This is a genomic window from Roseitalea porphyridii, from assembly GCF_004331955.1.
GTDB lineage: Bacteria > Pseudomonadota > Alphaproteobacteria > Rhizobiales > Rhizobiaceae > Roseitalea > Roseitalea porphyridii.
Window position 1 is genome coordinate 241053 of the sequence record NZ_CP036532.1, and the last position, 22658, is coordinate 263710.

19 protein-coding genes and 1 pseudogene are annotated in these 22658 nt (G+C 66.8%); 9 read left to right on the forward strand and 11 right to left on the reverse strand.

Annotation, left to right across the window (positions count from 1 at the left end; all coding sequences use genetic code 11):
* Positions 1 to 225: 225 nt before the first annotated feature.
* Positions 226 to 1308 (forward strand): S1 family serine peptidase, encoded by a 1083-nt coding sequence (locus E0E05_RS01180; protein ID WP_131615028.1) that lies wholly within the window; start codon positions 226 to 228, stop codon positions 1306 to 1308.
* A gap of 9 nt (positions 1309 to 1317) precedes the next feature.
* Complete coding sequence (locus E0E05_RS01185; protein ID WP_131615029.1) at positions 1318 to 2184, forward strand: rhodanese-like domain-containing protein; 867 nt, start codon at positions 1318 to 1320, stop codon at positions 2182 to 2184.
* A 26-nt stretch (positions 2185 to 2210) separates the two neighbouring features.
* Here the strand turns inward: E0E05_RS01185 and E0E05_RS01190 are convergent, their stop codons facing one another.
* Positions 2211 to 4394: a caspase family protein gene (locus tag E0E05_RS01190; RefSeq protein ID WP_158629240.1), complete on the reverse strand. Its 2184-nt coding sequence runs from the start codon at positions 4392 to 4394 to the stop codon at positions 2211 to 2213.
* A 72-nt stretch (positions 4395 to 4466) separates the two neighbouring features.
* Between E0E05_RS01190 and E0E05_RS01195 the strand changes: the two genes are divergently transcribed.
* The gene (locus E0E05_RS01195) at positions 4467 to 6242 is read left to right on the forward strand and encodes an alpha/beta hydrolase (protein ID WP_131615031.1); all 1776 of its coding nucleotides are present in this window, start codon (positions 4467 to 4469) and stop codon (positions 6240 to 6242) included.
* A 10-nt stretch (positions 6243 to 6252) separates the two neighbouring features.
* On the opposite strand, the gene E0E05_RS01200 is transcribed toward E0E05_RS01195, so the two are convergent.
* On the reverse strand, positions 6253 to 6780 hold the full coding sequence (locus E0E05_RS01200) for a hypothetical protein (protein ID WP_131615032.1): 528 nt from the start codon (positions 6778 to 6780) through the stop codon (positions 6253 to 6255).
* Between the two features lie 96 nt (positions 6781 to 6876).
* A complete protein-coding gene (locus E0E05_RS01205) occupies positions 6877 to 7581 on the reverse strand; it encodes a pyrimidine 5'-nucleotidase (protein ID WP_131615033.1) in 705 nt (234 codons plus the stop codon).
* Positions 7582 to 7649: 68 nt separating this feature from the next.
* Here E0E05_RS01205 and E0E05_RS01210 point away from each other — a divergent pair, with 68 nt between their 5' ends.
* The 3 genes from E0E05_RS01210 to E0E05_RS17810 all read left to right on the forward strand — a co-directional run bounded on the left by E0E05_RS01210 (position 7650) and on the right by E0E05_RS17810 (position 9804).
* Positions 7650 to 8564: a DMT family transporter gene (locus E0E05_RS01210; RefSeq protein WP_131615034.1), complete on the forward strand. Its 915-nt coding sequence runs from the start codon at positions 7650 to 7652 to the stop codon at positions 8562 to 8564.
* Between the two features lie 236 nt (positions 8565 to 8800).
* Positions 8801 to 9031 carry a hypothetical protein gene (locus tag E0E05_RS01215; RefSeq protein ID WP_131615035.1) on the forward strand — a complete coding sequence of 77 codons (231 nt, stop codon included), beginning with the start codon at positions 8801 to 8803 and terminating at the stop codon, positions 9029 to 9031.
* On the forward strand, positions 9028 to 9804 hold the full coding sequence (locus tag E0E05_RS17810) for an N-acetyltransferase (protein WP_342212177.1): 777 nt from the start codon (positions 9028 to 9030) through the stop codon (positions 9802 to 9804). Before E0E05_RS01215 ends, E0E05_RS17810 begins: the two co-directional genes overlap by 4 nt.
* Here the strand turns inward: E0E05_RS17810 and E0E05_RS01225 are convergent.
* From E0E05_RS01225 to E0E05_RS01245, 6 genes and pseudogenes are all read right to left on the reverse strand, one after another.
* Positions 9782 to 11188: an MmgE/PrpD family protein gene (locus tag E0E05_RS01225; protein WP_131615036.1), complete on the reverse strand. Its 1407-nt coding sequence runs from the start codon at positions 11186 to 11188 to the stop codon at positions 9782 to 9784. The genes E0E05_RS17810 and E0E05_RS01225 overlap by 23 nt on opposite strands.
* 5 nt (positions 11189 to 11193) lie before the next feature.
* Entirely contained in the window at positions 11194 to 11421 is a 228-nt protein-coding gene (locus tag E0E05_RS17950) for a hypothetical protein (protein ID WP_487399497.1), read from the reverse strand.
* Positions 11422 to 11751: 330 nt separating this feature from the next.
* Positions 11752 to 13884: pseudogene (locus tag E0E05_RS01230) on the reverse strand (ABC transporter ATP-binding protein); the annotation flags it as partial.
* 13 nt (positions 13885 to 13897) lie between these two features.
* Entirely contained in the window at positions 13898 to 15112 is a 1215-nt protein-coding gene (locus E0E05_RS01235; protein WP_131615038.1) for an ABC transporter permease, read from the reverse strand.
* 18 nt (positions 15113 to 15130) lie between these two features.
* Complete coding sequence (locus tag E0E05_RS01240) at positions 15131 to 16168, reverse strand: ABC transporter permease (RefSeq protein ID WP_131615039.1); 1038 nt, start codon at positions 16166 to 16168, stop codon at positions 15131 to 15133.
* A 133-nt stretch (positions 16169 to 16301) separates the two neighbouring features.
* Positions 16302 to 17948: an ABC transporter substrate-binding protein gene (locus E0E05_RS01245; protein ID WP_131615040.1), complete on the reverse strand. Its 1647-nt coding sequence runs from the start codon at positions 17946 to 17948 to the stop codon at positions 16302 to 16304.
* 277 nt (positions 17949 to 18225) lie between these two features.
* Here E0E05_RS01245 and E0E05_RS01250 point away from each other — a divergent pair, with 277 nt between their 5' ends.
* Entirely contained in the window at positions 18226 to 19032 is an 807-nt protein-coding gene (locus E0E05_RS01250; protein WP_131615041.1) for an undecaprenyl-diphosphate phosphatase, read from the forward strand.
* A 19-nt stretch (positions 19033 to 19051) separates the two neighbouring features.
* Here the strand turns inward: E0E05_RS01250 and E0E05_RS01255 are convergent, their stop codons facing one another.
* Together E0E05_RS01255 and nth are read right to left on the reverse strand one after the other, a co-directional pair.
* Positions 19052 to 20359 carry a hemolysin family protein gene (locus E0E05_RS01255; RefSeq protein ID WP_131615042.1) on the reverse strand — a complete coding sequence of 436 codons (1308 nt, stop codon included), beginning with the start codon at positions 20357 to 20359 and terminating at the stop codon, positions 19052 to 19054.
* Positions 20359 to 21120: an endonuclease III gene (nth, locus tag E0E05_RS01260; protein ID WP_131615043.1), complete on the reverse strand. Its 762-nt coding sequence runs from the start codon at positions 21118 to 21120 to the stop codon at positions 20359 to 20361. Before nth ends, E0E05_RS01255 begins: the two co-directional genes overlap by 1 nt.
* 21 nt (positions 21121 to 21141) lie before the next feature.
* On the opposite strand from nth, the gene E0E05_RS01265 reads away from it, so the two are divergent.
* Both E0E05_RS01265 and E0E05_RS01270 read left to right on the forward strand, forming a co-directional pair.
* Positions 21142 to 21645, forward strand: a complete 504-nt coding sequence (locus E0E05_RS01265) for a DUF2244 domain-containing protein (RefSeq protein WP_131615044.1) — start codon at positions 21142 to 21144, stop codon at positions 21643 to 21645.
* An 83-nt stretch (positions 21646 to 21728) separates the two neighbouring features.
* Positions 21729 to 22610, forward strand: coding sequence for a methylated-DNA--[protein]-cysteine S-methyltransferase (locus E0E05_RS01270; protein WP_131615045.1), 882 nt, complete (start codon positions 21729 to 21731; stop codon positions 22608 to 22610).
* Positions 22611 to 22658 lie beyond the last annotated feature (48 nt).

Genomic DNA, 22658 nt, shown 5'->3' on the forward strand with positions numbered 1-22658 from the left:
CGGGCCTGCAGCCGTGATCTCCGCGGCCGCTCCGGATCGGCCGCCGTCGAGCGGTCTCGCGCCGGTAGAACCGGGCGCGCCGCCACCCTTCTTCGAACATCGCCAATCTGCCGCCGCGCCGAGCCGCGTGCCGGCCGCGACAGCGTTGACGCGCGTCGGCAGACATGCCGCGTCCATGACAGCCAGGTTACACAGTTCACCGATCGGCCGACAAAGGAGACCTCGATGGCCCACCCTTTGAAGAAAACACTTCTCGGCGCGCTCGCCGGCGCCGCGATCGGCCTCTGGCCGGTCATTGCAGGCGCACAGGACGGATCGCTCACCGACACGACCCTGTCGGACATCGCCCTGCCCGCACCCGACGAACGCACGATCGCCGACTATGTCTTCGAGCAGAAGCGTCAGGCCTCGCTCGCCGCGCCCGGCGAAGCCTCCCGCATCATCGGCGGCCGCGAATCCGAGCCGGGCGCCTGGCCGGGGCAGGCGGCGATCGTGGAGCTCGAGCGCTACGGCGATGACGAGGAAAGCCGCATCCTGTCGCAGTTCTGCGGCGCCACCCTGCTGACCCGCCAGTGGGTGCTGACCGCCGCCCACTGCGTCGTCGACATGGAGGGACGACCGATCGACCCCGCCACGATCGGCGTCGTGACGGGCTCGGTGTTCGTCTTCGATGGCGACCTGCGGCGCGCGGCCGAAATCGTCGTCCACGAGAATTACGACCCGGTGCTGATCGACAACGATATCGCGCTGATCCGGCTTGCCGAGCCGATCACGACCTCTTCCGGACCGGTCGGCGCGGTGCGGGTCGCCCAACAGAACCAGCCGGTGCCGCAGGGGCCGGCCGTCGTCATGGGCTGGGGGCTGATCGCGGCGGCCACCGTTCCCTACCAGTTGCTGGAGACCGACATCGATATCGTGCCGAATGAGGTCTGCAACCGTGGCATGGCCGAGCAGACCAAGCGCGACCTCGGCTCGATGCTGGTGGGTATCGGCGTTTCCAGCAACATACCGATCGACCGCATCCAGGAGGCCTTCGACATCCTGGTCGCCAACATGGGGCCGAGGCTGAACGCCAACATGATCTGTGCGGGAGTTCCGACCGGCGAGCGGACCTCCTGCAATGGCGACAGCGGCGGTCCGCTGATGGTGCGCGAGGAGGATGGTCGCTGGCTGCAGGTCGGCATCGTGTCATGGGGCCAGGAGCCGCTGAACGCGGACGAGCCCTGTGCCCATCCCGAACTGTTTGCCGTCTACACAAATCTCGCCCGCTACTATGACTGGATCGCCGGGCACGTGGCCGGTGGCTAGGGGGCGGACATGAAACGCATTGCACGATCCCTGATGGCCGGAGCCGCACTCGTCGCGCTGGCCTGCACGCCGGCTCTGGCGCAGAACCAGTTCTTCGATGAAGGCAGCTTCGCCGATGGCGGAGCGGGTGCGGCGCCGGCGACCGGGGACGCCGGAACCGCCGGCACAGGCGGCAGCTTCGGCGAGGGCAGTTTCGACAGCGGCAGCTTCGATACGACCGACGACCCGGGCGACGCTGCCCAAGAGGGAGGAGCGGGAAGCTTCGCCGATACCGAATGGGACACGGGGCCGACCGCCGACAACGATCCGCCACCACCGCCTCCACCCCCGCCGCCGCCCGAGGATCTGGTCGACCCGCCGCCTCCGCCCCCACCGCCGCCGCCACCGGAGCAGGCGGAAATCCCTCAGATCCCGACCGAGGTCTTCGCCTTCGAATCGCGCGACTTCGGCGTTGCGCCCACCGACCGGCTGAGGCACGGCCAGTTTCATGCGCCCACGCCGCTCGAGATCGCCGGCGGGAAGGTGGTCAACACGCAAGGGTTGGTCGAAGCCTACGTGAAGGGCATCGACATGGTCGTCGTCGACGTTCTCGGGGGTGAATACAGTCTTCCCGGCGCGATGACCGCGCGAGGCATGGCGCAGGGAGGCAGCTTTTCGGACCGCATACAACAGCAGACCGCCCAGTGGCTCGGCCAGCTCACCCGTGGCAACACGGGGGCACCGATCATCATCTATTGCAGCGATCCGATGTGCTGGCTCAGCCACAACGCGGCGCTGCGCGCGATCGCTGCCGGCTACACGAACGTCTACTGGTATCGCGGCGGTCTTCAGGCCTGGCAGATGGCCGGTCTGAAGGTGGTCCCGTCCGGCTTCTGACCGGCAAGGGGTCGCCGACGGCCGCGCTATTCGCCGTCGATCGCGATGCCGGCGCGGCGGAGCGCCTCGGCGCGCGGCAGGACCTGCCAGGCGAACCTTTCGACCCAGACATCGGCGCCGCCGAACCCGCCCATGGCGCCGCGCGTCGGGCCACCACTCGCAAGTCCGGCGAGATAGTCGAGCGCGGCGCTCCCAGCGCCCGACCGGGTCTGGCCGGCGCAGTTCTCGACGACGCCTTCCAGATTGAAGGCCTCCGCATTGGGGCGCGCCTCGGCGCTCGCCACGTAGAGCCGCTCCGCGCCCACCGAGCGCCCATCCGGGCAGTCCGAGCACATCACCATCGGCGGGCCGATCAGGCCGCCCGACGCGAAATCCTCGATCCGGGCGTAGCTGGCATGCACGCAGAAGCGCGAGTCGATATGGATGCGATTGACGTCGCGCGCGCCGGGAAACAGGCCCTGCGCCGTGACCGCAAGCTGATCGCATTGCTTGACCGCCCATCCGGCCTCCTCGAGCGGAACCGGCGCGCGAAGGCGGCCACCCCGGATGATCGCGATGCACTCGCGGCGGATGGCTTCGCGATCGCTAAGCGCGCGCACCGGCCGGAGCTCGTCGGGTGGGCTGGCTGCAACCGCCACCGACAGTTCGATCGGGCTGTCGCTGCCGAACGGGCTGGCCGTTTCGGCGATCGCTTCGAGCGCCGATGCCAGCCTTTCAGCGCTGGCGATGCGTTCGAAGACGGCCTCGAGCGGCCCGTCCGCAGGCCGCCAGGTCAGGCCGGTCTCGCCCGAACTGCGGCTGAAGCGAAGCCCGTCCGCGGTCGCCGAGACCACGACATCGTGATCGGCCGCATCGATCGCCGCGCCCTGGCCGAACGCGTCGATCGCGGCGGCAAGGCGCTCGGCGGCCGGATGATCCGCCGCCAGCGGGTCGCCGGTCTCGGGGTCGGTCACCGGCGAATAGCGAACGGTGAAGTCGACCGGCGTGGCGATCGGGCGTGCAAAGCGCGCCCCGGATGGAAGGTCCCCGACCGCCGCGCACAGGGACCCGGTCTGCGCACGGCAATCGTCGCCCACCGGCCGGACATATGCCCGAAGGGTCTCGGTTTCGGAGACCTGCGCGAGGCCGAGGCGATTCTCGGGTCCCGCCGCCGCGTCGGCGAAGAGCCCCACAATGGTTCCGACCGCAAGTCCGTGGACCGTGCCCGCATCGATGGTGTCGAAGTCGATCGCGTATTGACGGACACGGTCGATCGCGGCGCCGCCGAACACGGGAGCATCGACGAAGGTGCCCTCCCACAGCGGTGTCTGCAGGCGCGCCGAGGCGGGGATTGCGGCGGTCGCCATGTCGGACATGACGGCCTGGAAAAGTTGCCGGTAGCTCATCGCCGCCGAAGACTGCATGCGGGCGGCCAGCTTGGCCGTGAACAGGCCATACCAGTCCTCGTCTGCTCCGCTTCCGGCAAAATCGACCTCCCGCGCCACCTCCGACGACTGCGCCGAGTAGAATGCCAGAAGTCCGCCGTCCGGCTCTGCCTGCGGGCGATGTTCGGCAAATCCGCCTTCGGGCTCCGGGCCCGGCGCATCGTCCGTCACCGCACCGGATGCCTCGATCCCGAGCACGGCCGGATCGACGAAGCGCGATGCGACACCGATCTCGGCCGCACGCAGGCCGCTGCCCGAATGACAGGAGTCCAGCACGAACCACACGTCGGCGCCGGTGCGCCTGATCGCGTCGATGGCCTCGCCGATCTCCTCGTCGACCAGCGCGTTCGGTATCAGACCCGATCCGCGATCGGCCTTGGCGGCATCGGCCGGCAGGAAGACCTCGTCCCAGCCATCGGTCTCGTCGCCGTTCATGTCCCTTTGCCGCGTGCCGTGACCGCTCATGTGCACATAGACCAGGTCCCCGGCCGTCGCCCGGTCTCGCAGCGCCTCGAACGCAGAAAGGATCGCCGCGCGGGTCGGGGTTGTGCCGTCGCCCACGCCGTCGGCGACGATGGCGATGTCGTCCGCGCCCCGTTCGCGCAGCGTTTCGGCCAGCAGCCGCACATCGTTGCGCGGCCCGCGCAGGTCGGCGATGGCGGTCGCGTCGTCATAGTCCGAAACGCCGATCAGCAACGCCCGCAGTTCCGCGGAGGCCGGCTGGACGGCACCGGCCACTGAACAGGCGAGCGTCGCGGCGAATGCCAACAGTTGGAAGCCCTTCATCGCCGCTTGCCCTCGTGCCTGACCTGGTGTCGTATGCTCCTGGGTGCGATTTTTGAGGTCAATGGTCGCCACATGCAACATTCCGGTACCGAATTGTCGGCCCCTGGCATACTGAGCCGGCTCGTCTTCGCCGCGCTGCTTGCCCTTACCCTGTCGGCGCAGCCGGCCCTTGCGCAGCAGGCCGAGCTCGAGCCGGACCTCGTCGCCCTGGGACTGATGGCCGCCGATACGCCGGCCGAACGGCTTGCGGAGGTCGAGGCGGCGCTCGCCGATGCCGATCGGCAAATGGACCCGCGTTTCGTTTTCGGGCTACTCCAGGAGCGGGTGGAGCTGCTCGAGGCGCTGGACGATCCCCGGCTCGGCGACGCCCTCGTTGCGGTGGCCCGTTTTGGCGTCCGCCACCGCGATCTGCTTCAGGCCGACCCGGCGCCCTGGTTCGAGCGGGCAGCCGACGCTTACGTTGGGGCCGGCGCGACGCGCAACGCGCTCGCCGCGCTGGAGATGGCGATCGATCTGCGCGCCGCGGCAAACGCGCCGACCGAACGGCTTGCCGCGCTGCTCGACCGGATGGCCGAACTTGCGGACGCGGCGGGCAACGAGGCTGCGGCCGAGCGGTCACGCGAGCGAGCGGCCGCGTTGCGAACGGCGCCGTTTGCCGCGACCGATGGCGCCACGCGCAGCGCCGATGAAGGCTTCACCGAGGTCGAGGTCTTCTATGCGACCGATCGGAAACGGACCGGCGCGGACGAACCGAACCGCTTTTTCGGCTTCGAACGCGGCGATCTGCAGTATGGCCGGGCGCAGGTGACCATCCCCAACCGGCACCGCCCCGGCGCGATCGAGGTTCCGTCGATCTGGCGGCTGGAATTCGGCGCTTCGCCGTCGCGGCACGTCATCCTGCAGTCCGTCGAGCCGGTCCCCGCCGACGCCTTCTTCGGCGCGGTCTCCACGCGGCTTCAGGATCGCGGCAGCGACGAGGCCTTCATCTTCGTTCACGGCTACAACGTCACGTTCGAAGCGGCAGCGAAAAGGGCGGCGCAGCTGGCCTACGACATGAAGTTCGCCGGCGTTCCGGTCGTCTACTCATGGCCCTCGCGCGGCGCGACCACCGGCTATATCGCGGACACGGCCGTCGTGCGCCTGAGCGGACGCCGCCTGTCCCATTTCCTCGAGGATTTCGTGCGCCGGTCCGGCGCCAGGCGCGTGCACCTGATCGCGCATTCGATGGGCAACCGGGCGCTCACCGATGCCCTTGAACTGCTGGCGCTGCGCACCGACCCGGCGAACCTGCCACGCCCGGTCTTCGGTCAGGTCGTGTTCGCCGCCCCCGATGTCGATGCCGGCCTGTTCGCCGAGATGATCCGCACGATCCGGCCACTGGCGTTGCGCCAGACGCTGTATGCCTCCGAGAGCGACTGGGCACTCGCCGTCTCGCGCAAGCTGCATGGCGATGCCCCACGCGCCGGGCAGGGCGGCGACAGCATGCTCAAGAGCCCCGTTCTTGACAGCATCGACATGTCTGAGCTCGGTCAGGACATGCTGGCGCATGGCTATTTTGCCGACGAATCATCGGCCCTGATCGATCTGATGGCGCTCTTCTGGCGCAACGCTGCGCCCGAACGCCGATGCGGGCTGGAAGCGGTCGACGATGGCGGCTCGACCCTGCCCCTGTGGCGCTACCGCACGGGGGTCTGCCAGGAGAACGCGCTGCTCGGCGTGCTCGGGCATCTGCGCAACCAGGATACCGACAGCATCTCGGCCGCACGCGAGACGATCGCCGCGATCGTCTCCGACGAGGCGCTCGCCGATGTGGTCGAGCCCGTGGTGATGCGCCTGATCGGCGAGTGACGCCGGCAGGTCACCGACGGGGCGGGGATATGCCCAGAAAGGTCTGAATTCGCTCGTGAAGGGCCATGTCGGGATTTGATGCGAGCGGAACGACGATCAGATAGGCGACGATGAGCCAGAAGACGAACAGGACGGCCGCGCGCAGCCGGGTGTTGTTGCCATAGTCCCGCGCGGTGAGCCATGCCTGGACGGCGCCCGAGGCTCCGCGTGCTTCGAACCGGCGAATGTCGGCGATCGCGGCGACGAGACCGCCATAGGCCTCGTTGAGATTGATGAAGGTGATGATCACGTTGAACGTGTAAAAGCCGAACACGGCGATCCGCGCGACGATATGGTCACCGGGCGCGTTGGCCAGGAAGATGACTACCGCGATCATCCCCACATGGATGTAGATGATCCGGTGCCACAGCGTGTCGATCTTGTTCCCGAGTGCGGTCGCGAATGTCACCAGCTCCGGGAACGTCATTTGCGAGACCCGCTTCGGAGTCGGCTCGCTCGCCTCGGCCACCGCCCGATCCACATCCGGTTCGACATTCATCGATCGCCACCCGCGTGATGTTGCGCAGCGCCATCCTACCGAGGATGCGCGGCAAAGGAAATCGTGGGGAGTTCGCAGCGCGTTAGCGGCGTGCGCTCAGAGGCCGGGCAGGATCGAACGAAGGAAGCCGGCCAGATCGTCGGTGACGTGGTCCACCTGGTCCTCGACATCCTCGCGTTCCCAGATTTCCGAGAACGTCGCCTCGAAATTGTGCGGCACGATCAGCACCGTCTTCATGCCCAGCGACTTCGGCACGACGAGGTTGCGCGCCAGGTCCTCGAACATCGCCGCACGCGCGCAATCGACCCGGTGGATGGCCCGGAACTTGTCATAGGTCGAGCCGGCCGGCTTGGGCACCAGATCGGCGGCGACGATGTCGAAGATCTCGTCGAAATGGTCGAGGATTCCCAGCTGCCGCGCCGCCCGTTCGGCATGTTTCCTGTCGCCATTTGTGAAGATGAACTTGCGGCCGGGCAGCGCCCTTATCGCCTCGCCCAGCGCCGGGTCCGGATCGATCCACGAATAGTCGATGTCGTGCACCTTCTCCAGAAAGTCATCCGGGTCGACGTCGTGGCGGGCGATCAGTCCGGCGAGCGTCGTGCCATACTGCCTGTAATAGTCCTTCTGCAGTTTGCGCGCTTCCTCGCGTGGCAATTGCAAGAGCTCGGAGACATAGCCGGTCATCGCCACGTCGATCTGCGAGAACAGGTTCGAATGGTGCGGGTAGAGCGTGTTGTCGAGATCGAAGACCCATTCGCGCACATGAGCAAAATCGGCCGGGGTCGGAGAATGGACGTTCATGGGTCTGTTATGGCACAGCCTCGATTGGCCCGAAACAAAAACCGCCGCGCGGCCGTCACGGTGACCCCATGGAACTCTGGATACCGATCACGATCGCCGCGGCCTTCGTGCAGAACATGCGCTCCGGCCTGCAGCGCCATCTGCGCACGAAGATGGGCACGACGGGCGCCACATTCGTGCGGTTCGGTTTCGGCCTGCCGGTGGCGTTCGCGCTTCTGGTCTTCGTCCTGTGGTTGACCGGCACAAGTCTGCCGGCGTCCAATGGTTCGTTCTGGCTGTGGGTCACGGTCGGAGCCTTCGCGCAGATCCTCGCCCAGGCCCTGCTCGTCATCATGTTCACGCGGCGCAGCTTCGCGGTCGGTTCGGCCTATTCGCGCACCGAGCCGATCCAGGCCGTCATTTTCGGGCTCGTCTTCCTGTCCGAGCGGGCGGCGCCGTCCGTTCTGGCGGCGATCGCCATCTCGGTCAGCGGCGTGATCGTGCTGACGCTGGCCCGCCAGCCCGTCGGCGAAATGGCGCGCGGCCGTTCGCCGCTGGCGCTTCTGGCCTCGCCCACCGCCCTGATCGGGCTTGTTTCCGGCACCTTCTTCGGCCTTGCGGCCGTCGCGTTTCGCGCCGCCTCGCTCAGCCTTTCGGGCCCGAACTTCCTCGTGCAGGCCGGGCTCACCCTGTGCGTGGCGATCACCATGCAGACCATCGCGATTCTCGTCTGGATGGCCGTCCGCGACCGGGCCGAACTGCGCCGCATCGCCGACGCCTGGCGGATCGGCGCGCTGACCGGACTGGCTGGCGCGCTCGCCTCGTTCGGCTGGTTCTCGGCGATGACGCTGCAGCAGGCCGGCGCGGTCAAGGCGCTGGCGCAGATCGAGATGCTGTTCGCCTATGCGACGACGGTCCTGATCTTCCGCGAACCGATCAACCGGGCCGAAATCGCCGGCTGCGCGCTGGTTGCCGCCGGCGTGATCGTTCTCGTTGTGGCGTAGCGCGCATTTCTCGTGACCCCCCACTTGCTCGGAACGCGCAATCTCCTTGTATTTGCGCGTTGGCACGCGCGAAGAAATCTGCGAGTTCTGCTGAAAGCGCTTCAGGTGCCAAAGCCCTGAAATCTGTTCACCCGGGGCGGGATTGGAAAAAGGTATTGCGGCACACCACCTTCCAACCCGGAGACCCCCGGAACGTTCGCGAAAATGCGCCTCTTGCGCCGCCGGGTCGGGCGGTGATGATCGGTCCGATTGAAGACGAGGGCCGGTCCGTCGCCCGTGCGGCTGCAGCGCCCTGCGCGCCCCGGTTCGGCCGGCTCGAAGAACTGGTCGCCGAAATGGTCGCCAATGGCGGCACGCTGCTCAAGTTCGAGGGCATCCGTGATGTGCGTACCAATCTGGTGCTGAAGAACCACAAGGGTCCGGCGCGACTGCCGCTCGACCACCTGCAGGCGGAGACGGCGCCATGAGTGCTCGCACGATCAAGCTTGTCGGCGACGCACCCGCCGCCCGTGCCTTCGTCGCCATCGAGCGCACGCTCGACGGGGCGGACGATCTGCGCATCGCCGGCGACACCGAAACCGGAGCCGCGATGATCGTCGCCCATGGCGCGCGTGCCGACGCGCTCATCGTCGCGCTGGCGGAGCCACCCGCCGGCTTGTCGCATCTGGCGCTTCTGCATCCGCGCGACCCGCACCTGCCCGCCAGCGCCGCGCTTGACGGGCTGAGCGTGCTGATCACCGCTGGCGCGACCGACCCGGAGACGCCGGCCGACCGGATCGGCACGCTGGCCGATGCGTTCGATGCGGCGGGCGCGAACACCGAAGTGCACTGGAACCGGGGCGGGGGCGAGATCACCGATGAGGAGATCACCCGGCTGACCTTGTGGGTAAACGCGGCGCGCGGCGCGATGGTCGATGTCGCCAGCCTGCCGATCGCCCGCGAGGAATACGATGGCAAGGGCCGCTACCTCATCGCCGCGCCGGGCGGCGCCACCGCCGAGATGAGCTATTCGCGCGTCAATGACGGGCTGATCATCATCGACCACACCGAAGTGCCCGACGCCTTTCGCGGCACCGGCACCGGCCGGCGCCTCCTAGACCAACTGATCGCCGACGCTCGCGCGGCGAACACCCGGATCGTGCCGCTCTGCCCGTTCGCCAAGGCGCAGTTCGACCGCCATCCCGAATGGGTCGACCTTCTGGAGACCCGGGTCCGGGTCAAGCCGAAACCAGAGCGATGAGATCGCGTACCGTCGCCGTACCCGGCGCCATCACCATGCGTTCGATCGGGCCCGCGCGATCGGCGTGACCGGCTTCGCCCATCAGCGCACGATACTTGGCCGTGATCTCGTCGTCCGATAGCGGCGCATCCGCATCGCCGCGCGCGGTCAGCGGAGCCGAACGGATCGTCCGGCCGTCCCGCTGGTCGATTTCCACCTCGGCCCACCGCTCGGCCGGGAAGACCGCGTCGAAACGCGCATCACCGATCAGTTCGATCCGGCCGGCCAGGTCGAGCACCGCCGCGTCGGCAAGGCCCGTGCCGCTGATCTCGGCGACGCCAAGCCGGCCGTGAACGAGCATGGCCGCCATCGGAAAGGGCAGCGAATATTGCGCCTGTTCGGTGTCGGCCGGCCGCCGCGCGGCAAGCCGCGTCGCCTCGTGGAAGGTCCGCACGCGAATCGCCGCGATGTCGGCCGGATCGAGGGCATGATCGCGCCGGAGCGCGAATGCCGCCTCGACCGCCGGCTGCGTCCAACGGCACACTGGCCAGGGCTTGAAATATTGCTCGCCGATGCGCCAGTGCGTGCCCAGATCGGTAAACAGATCGGCGACGGCGGGGTCCTCGATGGTCAGCGCCGGTGCGCCGGTGAAGCCGGAACGGGCCAGCATCAGCGCCGACACGCCGGCCATCGCACCCCAGCCCGAGCCGTCCTTGACCATGGTCGGATGGTCGATGCAGCGCATCATCTGGCTGCGCGGCCCGTGATATTCAGCGATGCCCATCGCATGGCGCATGGCCCCGCGATCGAGCTTAAGGATCGGTGCGCCCGTGGCCGCGATGCCGACGGCGATCCAGGCGCCCGAGGTGTGATAGTCCGGCGCCGTCGCGTGCAGCGCGATGCCGCAGCGTATGGCGATCTCGTATCCGACGGCCAGATGGCCGAGAAATGCCTCGAGCGGCATGTCCGGCGCTTCGGTCTCGGCGAGCGCCAGCAGGGCCGGGAACAGACCGCACCCGGCATGGCCCTTGGTCAGCGGGTGACCGTCATGGGCGTCGATGGCGTCGATCGTCATGCCGCCGGCGAGCGCCGCGCCGGCCGCCGAAGCCTTGCGGCCATGCGGATCGAACAGGATCGAGGCGGGTCTGGCGCCGGCGGCGAACTGGTCGGCTGCATGGGCGGCGATGATCGCGCCGAGTGTGGTCCGGCTGCCGGCTGCGGCGACCCCGATCAGATCGGTCAGACAGCGCCTTGTTTGGTGGCGCACCGTCGCCGGCAATGCGCCGAAGTCGGAAAATTCTGCCTGGAAAGCGGTGATCGCCTCGAGTGCGCCGGAACCGGCGGCGTCCTGGCGGGGATCGGTGCCGGATTCAGGCCCCGCCGGAGCTTCGGCCGGCGCGCTCATCTCGTTCAGCGGCCGGACTTCTGCGCGGCCAGCGCCTGCGCCTGGCTGACCCACCGGTCGCGCTCGATCCGCCCCTTGAAGCTCAGATAGGAATCGACCCAGTCGCGCTCGGCCTTCTGCCACGCCGCGATCTGCTCGAACGTGTAGATTCCCAGATCGTTGAGCCGGCTTTCGATCTTCGGACCGACGCCGGAGATTTTCTTGAGATCGTCGGGCTTGTCGGGCCGGGCCATGCCTTGCGGCCTGTCGGCATCGCCGGTCGAACCACCGCCGTCCCTTTCGCCCGCCGGTCCGCCGCGCGGGGCTTCGTTCAGCCCGCCCGTGGCCTCGTCGGGACGGCTTGCGCCGGTTGCCTGCGGGCCCGCGACATTGACGACGCCGGAGGTTGCAGCACCGCCGGTCACGAGCGTCTTGTCGGGGGATCCCGGCGTCTGCCCGCGTTCGGTCACGGCGCGCGCATGTTCGCGGGCTTGCGGGATCTCGCCGCGGGCCGTCGCGTCGCCTTCCTCGACGGGCGCCGCCTGGACATTGTCCGTATCGACCACCTTCGAGGGGTCGGCCTCGGCCTGTTCGGCCGCGTCGAACGAGATCACCGGCTCCATCGCCTCGAAGTCGGCGCGCGACAGATGGCACTTCATCAGATGGCCGGTGCCCCACTCGACATATGGCGGCACATCGGTCTCGCACAGATTGCCGGGCACCTTCTCCTTCCAGCGGCAGCGCGTCTGGAACGGGCAGCCCGGCGGCGGGTTCAGCGCCGAGGGAATGTCGCCCTCGAGCACGATATGCTTCTTGTTGACCGACGTGTCGGCGATCGGAATCGCCGACAGGAGCGCCTCGGTATAGGGGTGATAGGGCGGCGAGAAGATCTGGTCCGTCGTGCCCTGTTCGACGATATGGCCAAGATACATCACCACGACACGGTCGGCGATGTAGCGCACGACGGAAAGGTCGTGGCTGATGAACAGCATGGTCGTGCGCGATTCGCGCTGGATGTCCATCAGAAGCTCGGTCACGGCCGCCTGCACGGAGACGTCGAGCGCCGAGACCGGTTCGTCGGCGACCACCACCTTGGGCCCGCCGGCAAAGGCGCGGGCAACGCCGATGCGCTGCTTCTGCCCGCCGGAAAGCTGGCGCGGCATGCGCGTTTCGAAGGCGCGGGGCAGCTTGACCAGGTCGAGAAGCTGCAGCATGCGCTCGCGTCGTTCCTCGGTCGAATTGCCGATCTTGAACTTCTCCAGCGTCCGGATGATCTGGCTGCCGACCGAATGGGACGGATTGAGCGTGTCGAACGGGTTCTGGAACACCATCTGGATCTGCGAAACCAGATCGGCGCCCCGGTTCTCGACCTCGATCGACTGGATGTCGCGATTGCCGAGCGTCACCTTGCCCTCGGTCGCCGTCTCGCGGCCGAGCAGGACCTTGGCGAGCGTCGACTTGCCGCAGCCGGATTCGCCGACGATGGCGACCGTTTCGGCCTCGCGCGCGGTGAACGAGATCGTCTCGTTGGCCTTGACGGTGCGCGTCTCGCCGCCGCCGAAGATCTGGTTGGCGGCGACGTTGTAGTACTTCTTCAGTTCGTCGATCTGCAGCACCGGTGCGCCCGGTTCGACCGGCTCGTTCGGCTTGTGCCCCTCGGGGAGCGCCGTCCAGTCGATGTCCTCGAAGCGCACGCAGCGGCTCTTGTGCTCGTGATGGCCCTTGACCGGGATCATCGGGATCGGTCCGGCGTCGCACTTGCCCTCGACGAAATGGTGGCAGCGCGGACCGAAATTGCAGCCGTGCGGCCGTTCGTGCGGCAGCGGGAGCTGGCCGGGAATGGCGATCAGCGGCCGCGAATGCTTGTCGGCGCCCGGCAGCGGGATCGAGCGGAACAGCCCCTGCGTATAGGGGTGGCGCATCCGGTCGAACACGTCGCTGACATCGCCGGTCTCGACGGCTTCGCCCGAATACATCACCGAGATGCGGTCGCACGTCTCCAGGATCAGGCCCAGATTGTGCGAGATGAACAGCATCGACATGCCGAACTTCTTGCCCAGGTCCTTGACCAGTTCGACGATGCCCGCTTCGACCGTAACGTCGAGCGCGGTCGTCGGCTCGTCGAGCAGCAGCAGTTCCGGGTTCGACAGGAGCGCCATCGCAATAACGACGCGCTGCTGCTGGCCGCCGGAGATCTGGTGCGGATAGGCGCCCATGACGCGCTTGGGATCGGGCAGGCGCACCGCCTCGAGCATCTCGACCGAACGCTTGTAGGCGGCGTCCCTTGAGACGCCCTCGTGGATGATCGGCACTTCCATGAGCTGCTGGCCGATCTTCATCGCCGGGTTCAGCGAGGCCATCGGCTCCTGATAGATCATGGCGATCTTCGAGCCGCGCAGATCGCGCAGTTCGGCATCGCTCATCTCACCCATGTCGCGGCCCTTGAACCGGATCGTGCCGGACTTGATGTGCCCCCGGTTGCCCATGTCGCGCATGATGCCGAGCGCCACGGTCGACTTGCCGCATCCGGACTCGCCGACGATGCCGAGCGCTTCGCCCGGCATCACCTTGCACGAATAATCCATCACCGCCGGGATTTCCCCGGCGCGCGTATAGAACGAGATGTGCAGGTTCTCGATCTCGAGGATCGGCGTCTCGTCTGTGGCCGGGGCCGGCGTGCCCCCGGTCTGGGGAGTGATATCGGTTGCTGCTGACATTGTCCGTTCTCCCTCAGTCCTTCAGCGATTCTTCGCGCAGCGCGTCGGCCAGAAGGTTCAGGCCAAGCACGAAGCTCATCAGCGCGATGGCGGGCACCAGCGCCGGCCAGACATAGAGCCGCAGAAGCTGCGAGCCGTCCTTGATCGCCGTGCCCCAGTCGGGGCTCTCGGGCGGCATGCCCAGGCCGAAATAGCCCAGCGTGCCGAGCAGGATGGTGGTGTAGCCGATGCGCAGGCAGGCATCGACGATCAGCGGGCCGCGCGCGTTCGGCAGCACTTCCCACAGCATGATGTACCAGGGGCTTTCGCCGCGGGTCTGCGCGGCGGCGACATAGTCGCGCGTCTTGATGTCCATGACGAGCCCGCGCGTGATCCGGAACACGCCGGGCGAGGAGGCGAAGACGACGGCGACGAAGATGTTGAGCTGGCCCGGTTCGATCGAGATGATCTTGAAGATGTCCAGATCGAACAGCGCGGCCAGCGCGCCGAGCCCGTTGTTGCGCAGCGCTTGCACGACGAAATCATTGGAGACCAGCGAGATCCACACCCATGAGCCGATCACGATCGTCGCCGCGATCGCCGCCCACATGAACTGCGGCCGCGCCTGGTAGCGCGTGTAGAACAGGGTGACGAAGAAGATCATCGGGAAGATGAAGAACAGGCCCGCCAGCGTGTAGGGGATCGGCGTTTCGGTGATGCCCGGCGTGACCAGCAGGTAGAACAGCAGGATCACCGGGAAGGCGAGGACAAGATTGGCAAGGAAGGACAGCACGTTGTCCATCCGTCCGCCGTAATAGCCCGCCGGCAGGCCCAGCGTGATGCCGACCATCAGCGCGAAGGCCGTTGCCGCCGGCGCGATGATCAGCACGATCTGCGAGCCATAGACCATGCGGCTGAACACGTCGCGCGCCAGCTTGTCGCCGCCCAGAAGGAACGCATTGCCCGTTTCCGGGTCGATCGAGCCGGGTACGGCGTTCTTCAGGATCGGCACGACGCCGATCGGATCGAACGGGGCGATCAGCGGCGCGAACAGGGCCGTGAACAGCCAGAAGCCGATGAACGCCAGTCCGGCCATGCCGATGGCGCCGTCATAGAGCTGGCCGTAGAGCCCGAGCCGCGCCCGGTACATGTAGCTGACGCCGCCGACGATCAGCATCGCCGCCCATACCGGCCAGAAGCGGAAGAGGATCTGAAAGACGATCTCGAAGGTGCTCAGTGTCTCGGTCATGTCGTGTCCCCGGCTCGCTTACGACACGCGGATGCGCGGATTGAGGAAGGCGTAGCCGACATCGCTGAGAAGCTGGGTGACCAGCACCACGACGACCGAGACCAGCGCACAGGCAAGGAGCAGGTCGATGTCGTTGTTCGACGCCGCCTCGACCAGAAGGAAGCCGAAGCCCTGATAGCGGAACATAGCCTCGACGATGACGACGCCCGTCAGCAGCCACGGGAACTGCAGCATGATCACCGTGAACGGCGCGATTAGCGCGTTGCGCAGCGCGTGCTTGATGACGACCGACGAGAAGGTCAGCCCCTTGAGCCGCGCGGTGCGGATATATTGGGCGGTCATCACCTCGGCCATGGAGGCGCGCGTCATGCGCGCGATATAACCCATGCCGTAGATCGCCATGGTCATCACGGGCAGGGTGAAATTGGTAAAGGTGATGCCCTCGCGCGTCGCCGTTGCCGCCGACCCGTTCAATATGCCCAGCCATGAGGCGAAGATGACGGTGAAGATGACGCCGGAGACATATTCGGGCGTCGCCGTCGAGGCGATCGAGGCGACCGACAGACTTCGGTCGGTGCGCGACCCTTCGCGCATGCCGGCGAGGATGCCGACGATCAGCGCCCCGGGCACCATCACCAGCATCACGTAGAACATCAGCCAGCCCGTCGCCTGGAGCGCGGGCACGAGCCGTTCCGATACGGGCACCTTGAAGCGGGTCGAACAGCCGAAATCGCCCTGCAGGACCCCCGAATAGCTCGCTTGGGTCGGTTCGTCGCACCAGGGAAAGCGCGCCGAGGCCTCGCCGGTCGCCTCGTCGACGAGCGGCTGCTTGGGCATCACGCCGAGCCATTCGCCGTAGCGGACGAAGAAATTGTCGCGATAGCCGTTGCGCACGAGCCAGCTTTCGATCTGCGCGTCGGTGGCGCGCATGTTGGTCTGGCTGATGGAGAGCTTTCTCAGATTGGGTTCGAGATTGACCAGGAAGAAGACGACGAGCGTCAGGCAGAGCATGGTCAGGGCCATGATGCCCAGACGCCGGATAATGAACGTGATCAAACTGTCTCTCCCCTAAGCGCCGCGCTTCTGCTTGCGATCGATCGCGAACCGTCCCGAACCTTCTGCGGGTTCTTGTTCTTGTCTTGAAAAAGGCGCACCCGGATTTCCGGATGCGCCCTGGTGTTCAGGCTGGTCAGGCGTCCAGCCAGACATTCTCCAAATCCAACTCATAGGTTGGATGCTGGTAGTAGTTCTTCACCGAGGCGTCGTTGAAGTTGAACAGCGAACGCCAGTAGGGCTGGATGATGATGCCCGACTCCTGCAGCATGGCCTGGATTTCGGCCATCACCTCGCGGCGCTGATCGGCATCGGCGATCGCCAGCGCCTCGGTGAGCTTCTCGTCGAACTCGGGGTTCGAATAGCCGGTTTCGTTCCAGGCTTCGCCGGTGCGATAGGCGAGCGCAAGGATCTGCACGCCCAGCGGCCGGTGGTTCCAGTTGGTCGACGAATAGGGATACTTCGTCCAGTCGTTCCAGAACGTCGAGCCGGGCAGGACCGTGCGCTTGACCTTGAAACCGGCCTCGCGGAGCTGGGCGGCCACCGCATCGGTCGTGTTCTTGCGGTAGTCGTCGTCGATCGAGATGATCTCGTGCTCGTAGTCCATCTGGCCGGCCTCTTCCATCAGGGCCCTGGCGCCCTCGATGTCACGTTCGATCGGCGGCAGTTCCGCATATTCGGGGTGGATCGGCGCGACATGATGGTTTTCGGCCACCGTGCCCTGACCGGCAATGCCGAGCTGAAGGATCACGCTGTTGTCGACGGCCTTGGTCAGCGCCTGGCGTACCCGCTGGTCGTCATAGGGCGCGTTGTTGACATTGGTGCGCACAACAACCGTGGCGCCGGTAACCGCTTCGTTCTTCTGAAGTCCAAGGCCCTCCAGAATGTCGACGAAATCGCCTGTCACTTCGTAGTTGGCCTGGACCTCGCCCGATTCGAATGCGGCGATCTGGGCCGACTGATCGGTGCCGTAGTCGACGAATTCGAACCCGTCGAGAAGCGCCTCACCGCCCCACCAGGAGCCGTTCTCGCGGCGCCTGTACTCGGCCCGGTCGCCGACCGCGAACGAGACGAGCTCGAACGGGCCGGTGCCGATCGGGTTGGCCGCCAGTTCACCGGTCTCGGCATAGGAGGGGTGAACGATCAGGCCCGGATAGTCGGTCATGCCGGCGATCAGGGTGATGTCGGGCTTGGGCAGAACCAGCCTGACGGTGTAATCGTCGTCCTTGACGATCGCGCCGTCCATGACCTTGCCGGTCTCATCGTCGATGATCACGGCGAAGCGGGCGGCCATCGAGTTGCCCTCGACATCCCGCTCGCACCAGCGTTCGATGTTGAAGATGACATCGTCGGCGGTGAAATCGTCGCCATTGTTCCAAGTCACGCCCTGGCGCACGCGCAGCGTGTACTCGGTGGCGTCGTCATTGATCTCCCAGCCTTCCAGCAGGCGCGGCTCGAACGTGAAGTCGGTCGTGTACTTGACCAGCGGCTCCAGGAACTGGCGCGCGCCGTTGCCCATCTGCGACCAGTCGAAGGTGCGCGGGTCCTTCAGTTCGCGCACGTCCATGGCGATCGTGATGAAGCCGCCCTTCTTGGGCTCCTGCGCCAGGGCGCGGGTCGGCGCGGCCATACCCAGCATCGAATAGGCCACGGCCGTCGACGCGCCGAACGTCGTCGCCAGCGCGAGAAACTCGCGCCGGTCCATCTTGCCCGCCTTGGTGTCGGCGGCGAGTTTTTCGATATGCGCGGGCAGGGGTTCGCCCTTGCGGTTGAAAAATGCCATGAAAGCCTCCCGGGGTTCTTCAGCATTTGCCGTGGCCTAACTTTGAACACACGGCCGGAGATGTCAAAGCGCTTACAACAATTTTCGTTGAAGCGACCTCATCAGACGCCGTGGCGACAGGGCGGGGTTTTGCCACGGCGACGCGTTCTTGCGTCAGACCGTCGCCGGGGGCGCAAAAAAGACTGTAGGGCATGGGAATTGTAAACCGGTCCGGTATATAGGCCGCGCCGGGCATCCCGCCGCATCGTCAATCGAAAGCTCCCGTCCGAAAGCGCTCATGGCCGATCAAACCATCGTCGCCGCCGCCCTTCTGGGCGTCCTGGAAGGGCTGACCGAGTTCATCCCCGTCTCCTCGACGGGGCATCTGCTGCTGGCCGGGCACTTTCTGGGCTTCGAGTCGACGGGCAAGACCTTCGAGGTGCTGATCCAGCTTGGCGCCATTCTGGCCATCGTCAGCGTCTACGCGGCGCGTCTGTGGCAGATGGCCGTGCGCTTGCCGTCCGATCGCAGAACCCAGCGCTTCGTGCTCGGCATCGTGCTGGCCTTCCTGCCCGCCGCGGTGGTCGGCGTCCTCGCTCACGGCTTCATCAAGGGCGTGCTGTTCGAGTCGCCGCTGACGATCTGCATCGTGCTCATCATCGGCGGTTTCATCCTGCTCTGGATCGACCGGCTGCCGCTGAAGCCGCGCTATGAGGACGTGATGGACTATCCGCCGTCGCTTTGCCTGAAGATCGGCCTGTTCCAGGTGCTCGCCATGATCCCCGGCACGTCCCGCTCCGGCGCGACCATCGCCGGCGCCCTGCTGATGGGCACCGACAAGCGCTCGGCCGCCGAGTTTTCCTTCTTTCTGGCGATGCCGACCATGGCCGGCGCGTTCGCCTATGATCTGTTCCAGAACCGCAACGTGCTGACCGCCGACGATGCGCTGATCATCGGGGTGGGGTTCGTCACCGCCTTCTTCGCCGCCGTGATCGTCGTCCGGCTGCTGCTCGACTATGTCTCGCGCTACGGATTTTCCCTGTTCGCCTGGTGGCGCATCGTCGTCGGCTCGGCCGGACTTCTGGGGCTTTGGCTCGTCGGCTGAGTAACGCTTTTGCGCGCTTTCAGCGCCCTGCGTCGGCCCGGTGCATGCGGAGCGCGCGGCTGACGCCGATCTTGTCGATGCGCTGGCCGTCCATGTCGAGCACCTCGAACCGCCAGCCGTCTGTCTCCAGAGCCTCGCCCTCGACGGGCAGGTGACGCAGCCGGTCCAGCATGAACCCGGCCAGCGTCTGGTAGGCGGGCCTTTCGGGCAGCGTCAGGCGAAACAGTTCGGCGGCCTCGTCGACCGGCATGGCGCCCTCGACCAGCCACGAGCCATCGGCCCGTTTGATCGCGTCGGGCTGCATGGTGCCGGCGTCCGAAAGAAACTCGCCGGCGATCGTCTCCAGAATATCGGCCGGCGTGATCAGTCCTTCGAAATGGGCGTTCTTGTCATGCACGAAGACGACGGGCGTCTCGGCGCGGCGGAGCCGTTCGAGGACCGTGAGCGCCGGCGCGTTCTCGAGCACCGCGTCGACGCGTTTGGCAAGCGCACCCGGATCGAGCCGCTCTCCGCCAAGCAGCGCCGTCAGGGCCGTGCGGGTGCGGATCACGCCGAGCACTGCGTCGAGGCTGCCCTCGGCGACCGGCAGGAAGGTGTGCCCGGTCGTCCTGACGCGCTCTTCCATCTCTTCGGCCGACGCCGTGGTGTCGATCCATTCGATGTCCGGGCGCGGCGTCATCAGGGAGGCGGCGCGACGGTCGGCAAGGCGCATCACGCCGGCGATCATCTGCCGCTCCTCGGCCTCGACGGTGCCGGTTTCCTCGGCCTGGGCGATCAGCGAACGGATTTCCTCGTCGGTGACGGTCTCTCGCGTCTCGCCGGCCTGACCGATCAGCCGCATCACCATCCGGGTGGAGGCCGCCAGCAGCCAGACCGCCGGTGCGGCCAGCCGGGCAAACAGCGTCATGACCGGCGCGACCAGGCACGCGATGGCCTCGGGGTTGCGCAGCGCCAGCGCCTTGGGCACGAGTTCGCCGATCACGACCGACAGGTAGGTGACGACGAGAACGATGACGCCGAAGCCCAGCGTCGCCGCGGTCGCCTCGGCAACACCCATGGCGATCAACGCGCCGGCGGCCGCCTCGCCGAACGTTTCGGCCGAAAAGGCGCCATTGACGATGCCGACCAGCGTGATGCCGATCTGCACCGAGGACAGGAACCGGCCCGGATTGGCGTTCAGGGCAACGGCGGCGTGGGCGCCCGGCCGTCCCTTCTCCGCAAGCGCGTCAAGCCGCGCCCGGTTGGACGACACGACGGCCAGTTCGGCCAGTGCGAAAAGGCCGTTGAGCGCGATCAGCGCGATGACGATGACGAGGCTGGTCAGCATCAGGCGATCACCTGCGGCGGCAATTCGATCAGCGGCGCCGGTTCCGCATTGGTCTTGTCCTTGTAACGGCACAGATCGGCGATCACGCACGCAACGCAATCGGGCTTGCGCGCCTTGCAGGTGTAGCGGCCATGCAGGATCAGCCAGTGATGGGCATGCAGCAGATACTCGTCCGGAATGACCCGCATCAGATTGGCCTCGACCTCGTCGGGCGTCTTGCCGGGCGCAAGTCCAATGCGGTTGGCGATCCGGAAGATGTGCGTGTCGACGGCGATCGCGGGGATCCCGAAGGCCATCTGCAGCACCACATTGGCCGTCTTGCGACCGACGCCGGGCAGGGTCATCAGTTTCTCGCGCGTGTGCGGCACCTCGCCGCCGAATTCGTCGACCAGCTTGCGCGACAGGGCGATCACATTTTTCGCCTTGTTGCGCCAAAGGCCGATCGTGCGGATGTACTCGCCGACCCTCTCCTCGCCGAGCGCCAGCATCTTTTCGGGCGTGTCGGCCACCTTGAACAGGTCGCGCGTCGCCCGGTTGACGCCGACATCGGTCGCCTGCGCCGACAGCGCCACCGCGACAACCAGCGTGTAGGGGTTCACGTGCGACAGTTCGCCTTTCGGCTCCGGCCGCTGTACCGAGAAACGGCGAAAGATCTCGCGCACTTCGTCGGGCGAATATTTCGAGCGCGGCAGGCGCCGGGCGCGCTTCTTTGCCTTTCCGGCCGATTTCGCCGCCGGCTTTTTCCCTTGGCTGACCGCCATGACCGCCTATAACCTCGCTTCATGTCCCCGAACGGAACCGACATAGAACCGACGGCGCCCGCCGAAAAGCCGGTTTTCGCGGCGGAACTGTTTCCGCACCGGTCACTGACACCCGGCGGCTTTGCGGTGCTGATGGGGTTTTTCGCCGCCATCTGCGCGGCCAATGCCGTGTTCTACTTCGCGCTCGGGGCCTGGCCGGTCGCCATCTTCATGATCGTCGACGTTCTCATCCTCTATGCGGCCATCCGCTTCAGCTTCCGCGCCGGCCGAGCGCGCGAGCAGGTCACCGTAACCCGTTCTGACGTGCATATTCGCAAGATCGCGCCGAACGGACGGCGGCAGGACCATCACTACAATCCGTTCTGGGCGCGGTTCCATGTCGACCGGCACCGGGAGATCGGGATCACCGCCATGCGGCTGACCGGCGAGGGCCGGGCGACGACGATCGGCGCGTTCCTCAACCCCGACGACCGCGAGAGCTTCGCGACGGCCTTTTCGCAGGCGCTCGCCACGGCGCGGCGCTGACGGCTCGGCACGTCAAGTTTCGGGTGGCGATCGGTCTCCGTAGCGGTCATATCGGCACCATGACATTGAGCCCGGTGACACATATGGCCGAACCGCACGCCGTCCTGACCCGCCCCGCCGCGATCGCAGACAATGATTACGAGATCGTCCGGCGGGTGATCGAGCACATTTCCGAACGCTGGCGCGACCAGCCTTCGCTCGAAACGCTCGCCGGCGATGTCGGCATGGAGCCGACGGCGCTGCAGAAGCTGTTCACGCGCTGGGCGGGCCTGTCGCCCAAGGCGTTCCTGCAAGCGGTGACCATCGACCATGCGCGCAGGCTTCTCGACGCGGACATGCCGCTTCTTGAAGCCTCCTACGAGCTTGGTCTTTCGGGGCCCGGACGGCTGCACGACCTGTTTGTCACGCACGAGGCGATGTCGCCCGGCGAGATCAAGGCGCGCGGCGCCGGCCTGACGATCCGCTACGGCTATCACGTCTGCCCGTTCGGCATCGCGCTGATCATGGTCACCGAGCGCGGCCTGTGCGGCCTCGCCTTCTGCGACGCGGGTGGCGAGGGCGCCACGTTCGACGACATGGCGGGCCGCTGGCCCTTCGCGGCCTTCGAGGAAGATTTGGGCGCGACCGCGCCCTATGCGGCGCGCATCTTCGCGCCCGGCACGTGGCGTCAGGACCAGCCGCTGCGCGTCGTGCTGATCGGCACCGATTTCCAGGTCAGCGTATGGGAAGCGCTCCTGAAGATCCCGATGGGCCGTGCCGAGGCATATTCGTCGATCGCCGACCGGATCGGCCGTCCCAAGGCCTCGCGCGCGGTCGGCGCGGCGGTCGGCGCGAACCCGATATCGTTCGTGGTGCCGTGCCACCGCGCGGTCGGCAAGTCCGGCGCGCTGACCGGCTATCACTGGGGCCTGACCCGCAAGCGGGCGATCCTGGGCTGGGAGGCGGGGCAGTTGGCAAGCGCATGAGCGCACGGTAGATTGTGGCCCGATGGAGCAAGATGGCGATGGCCCGAA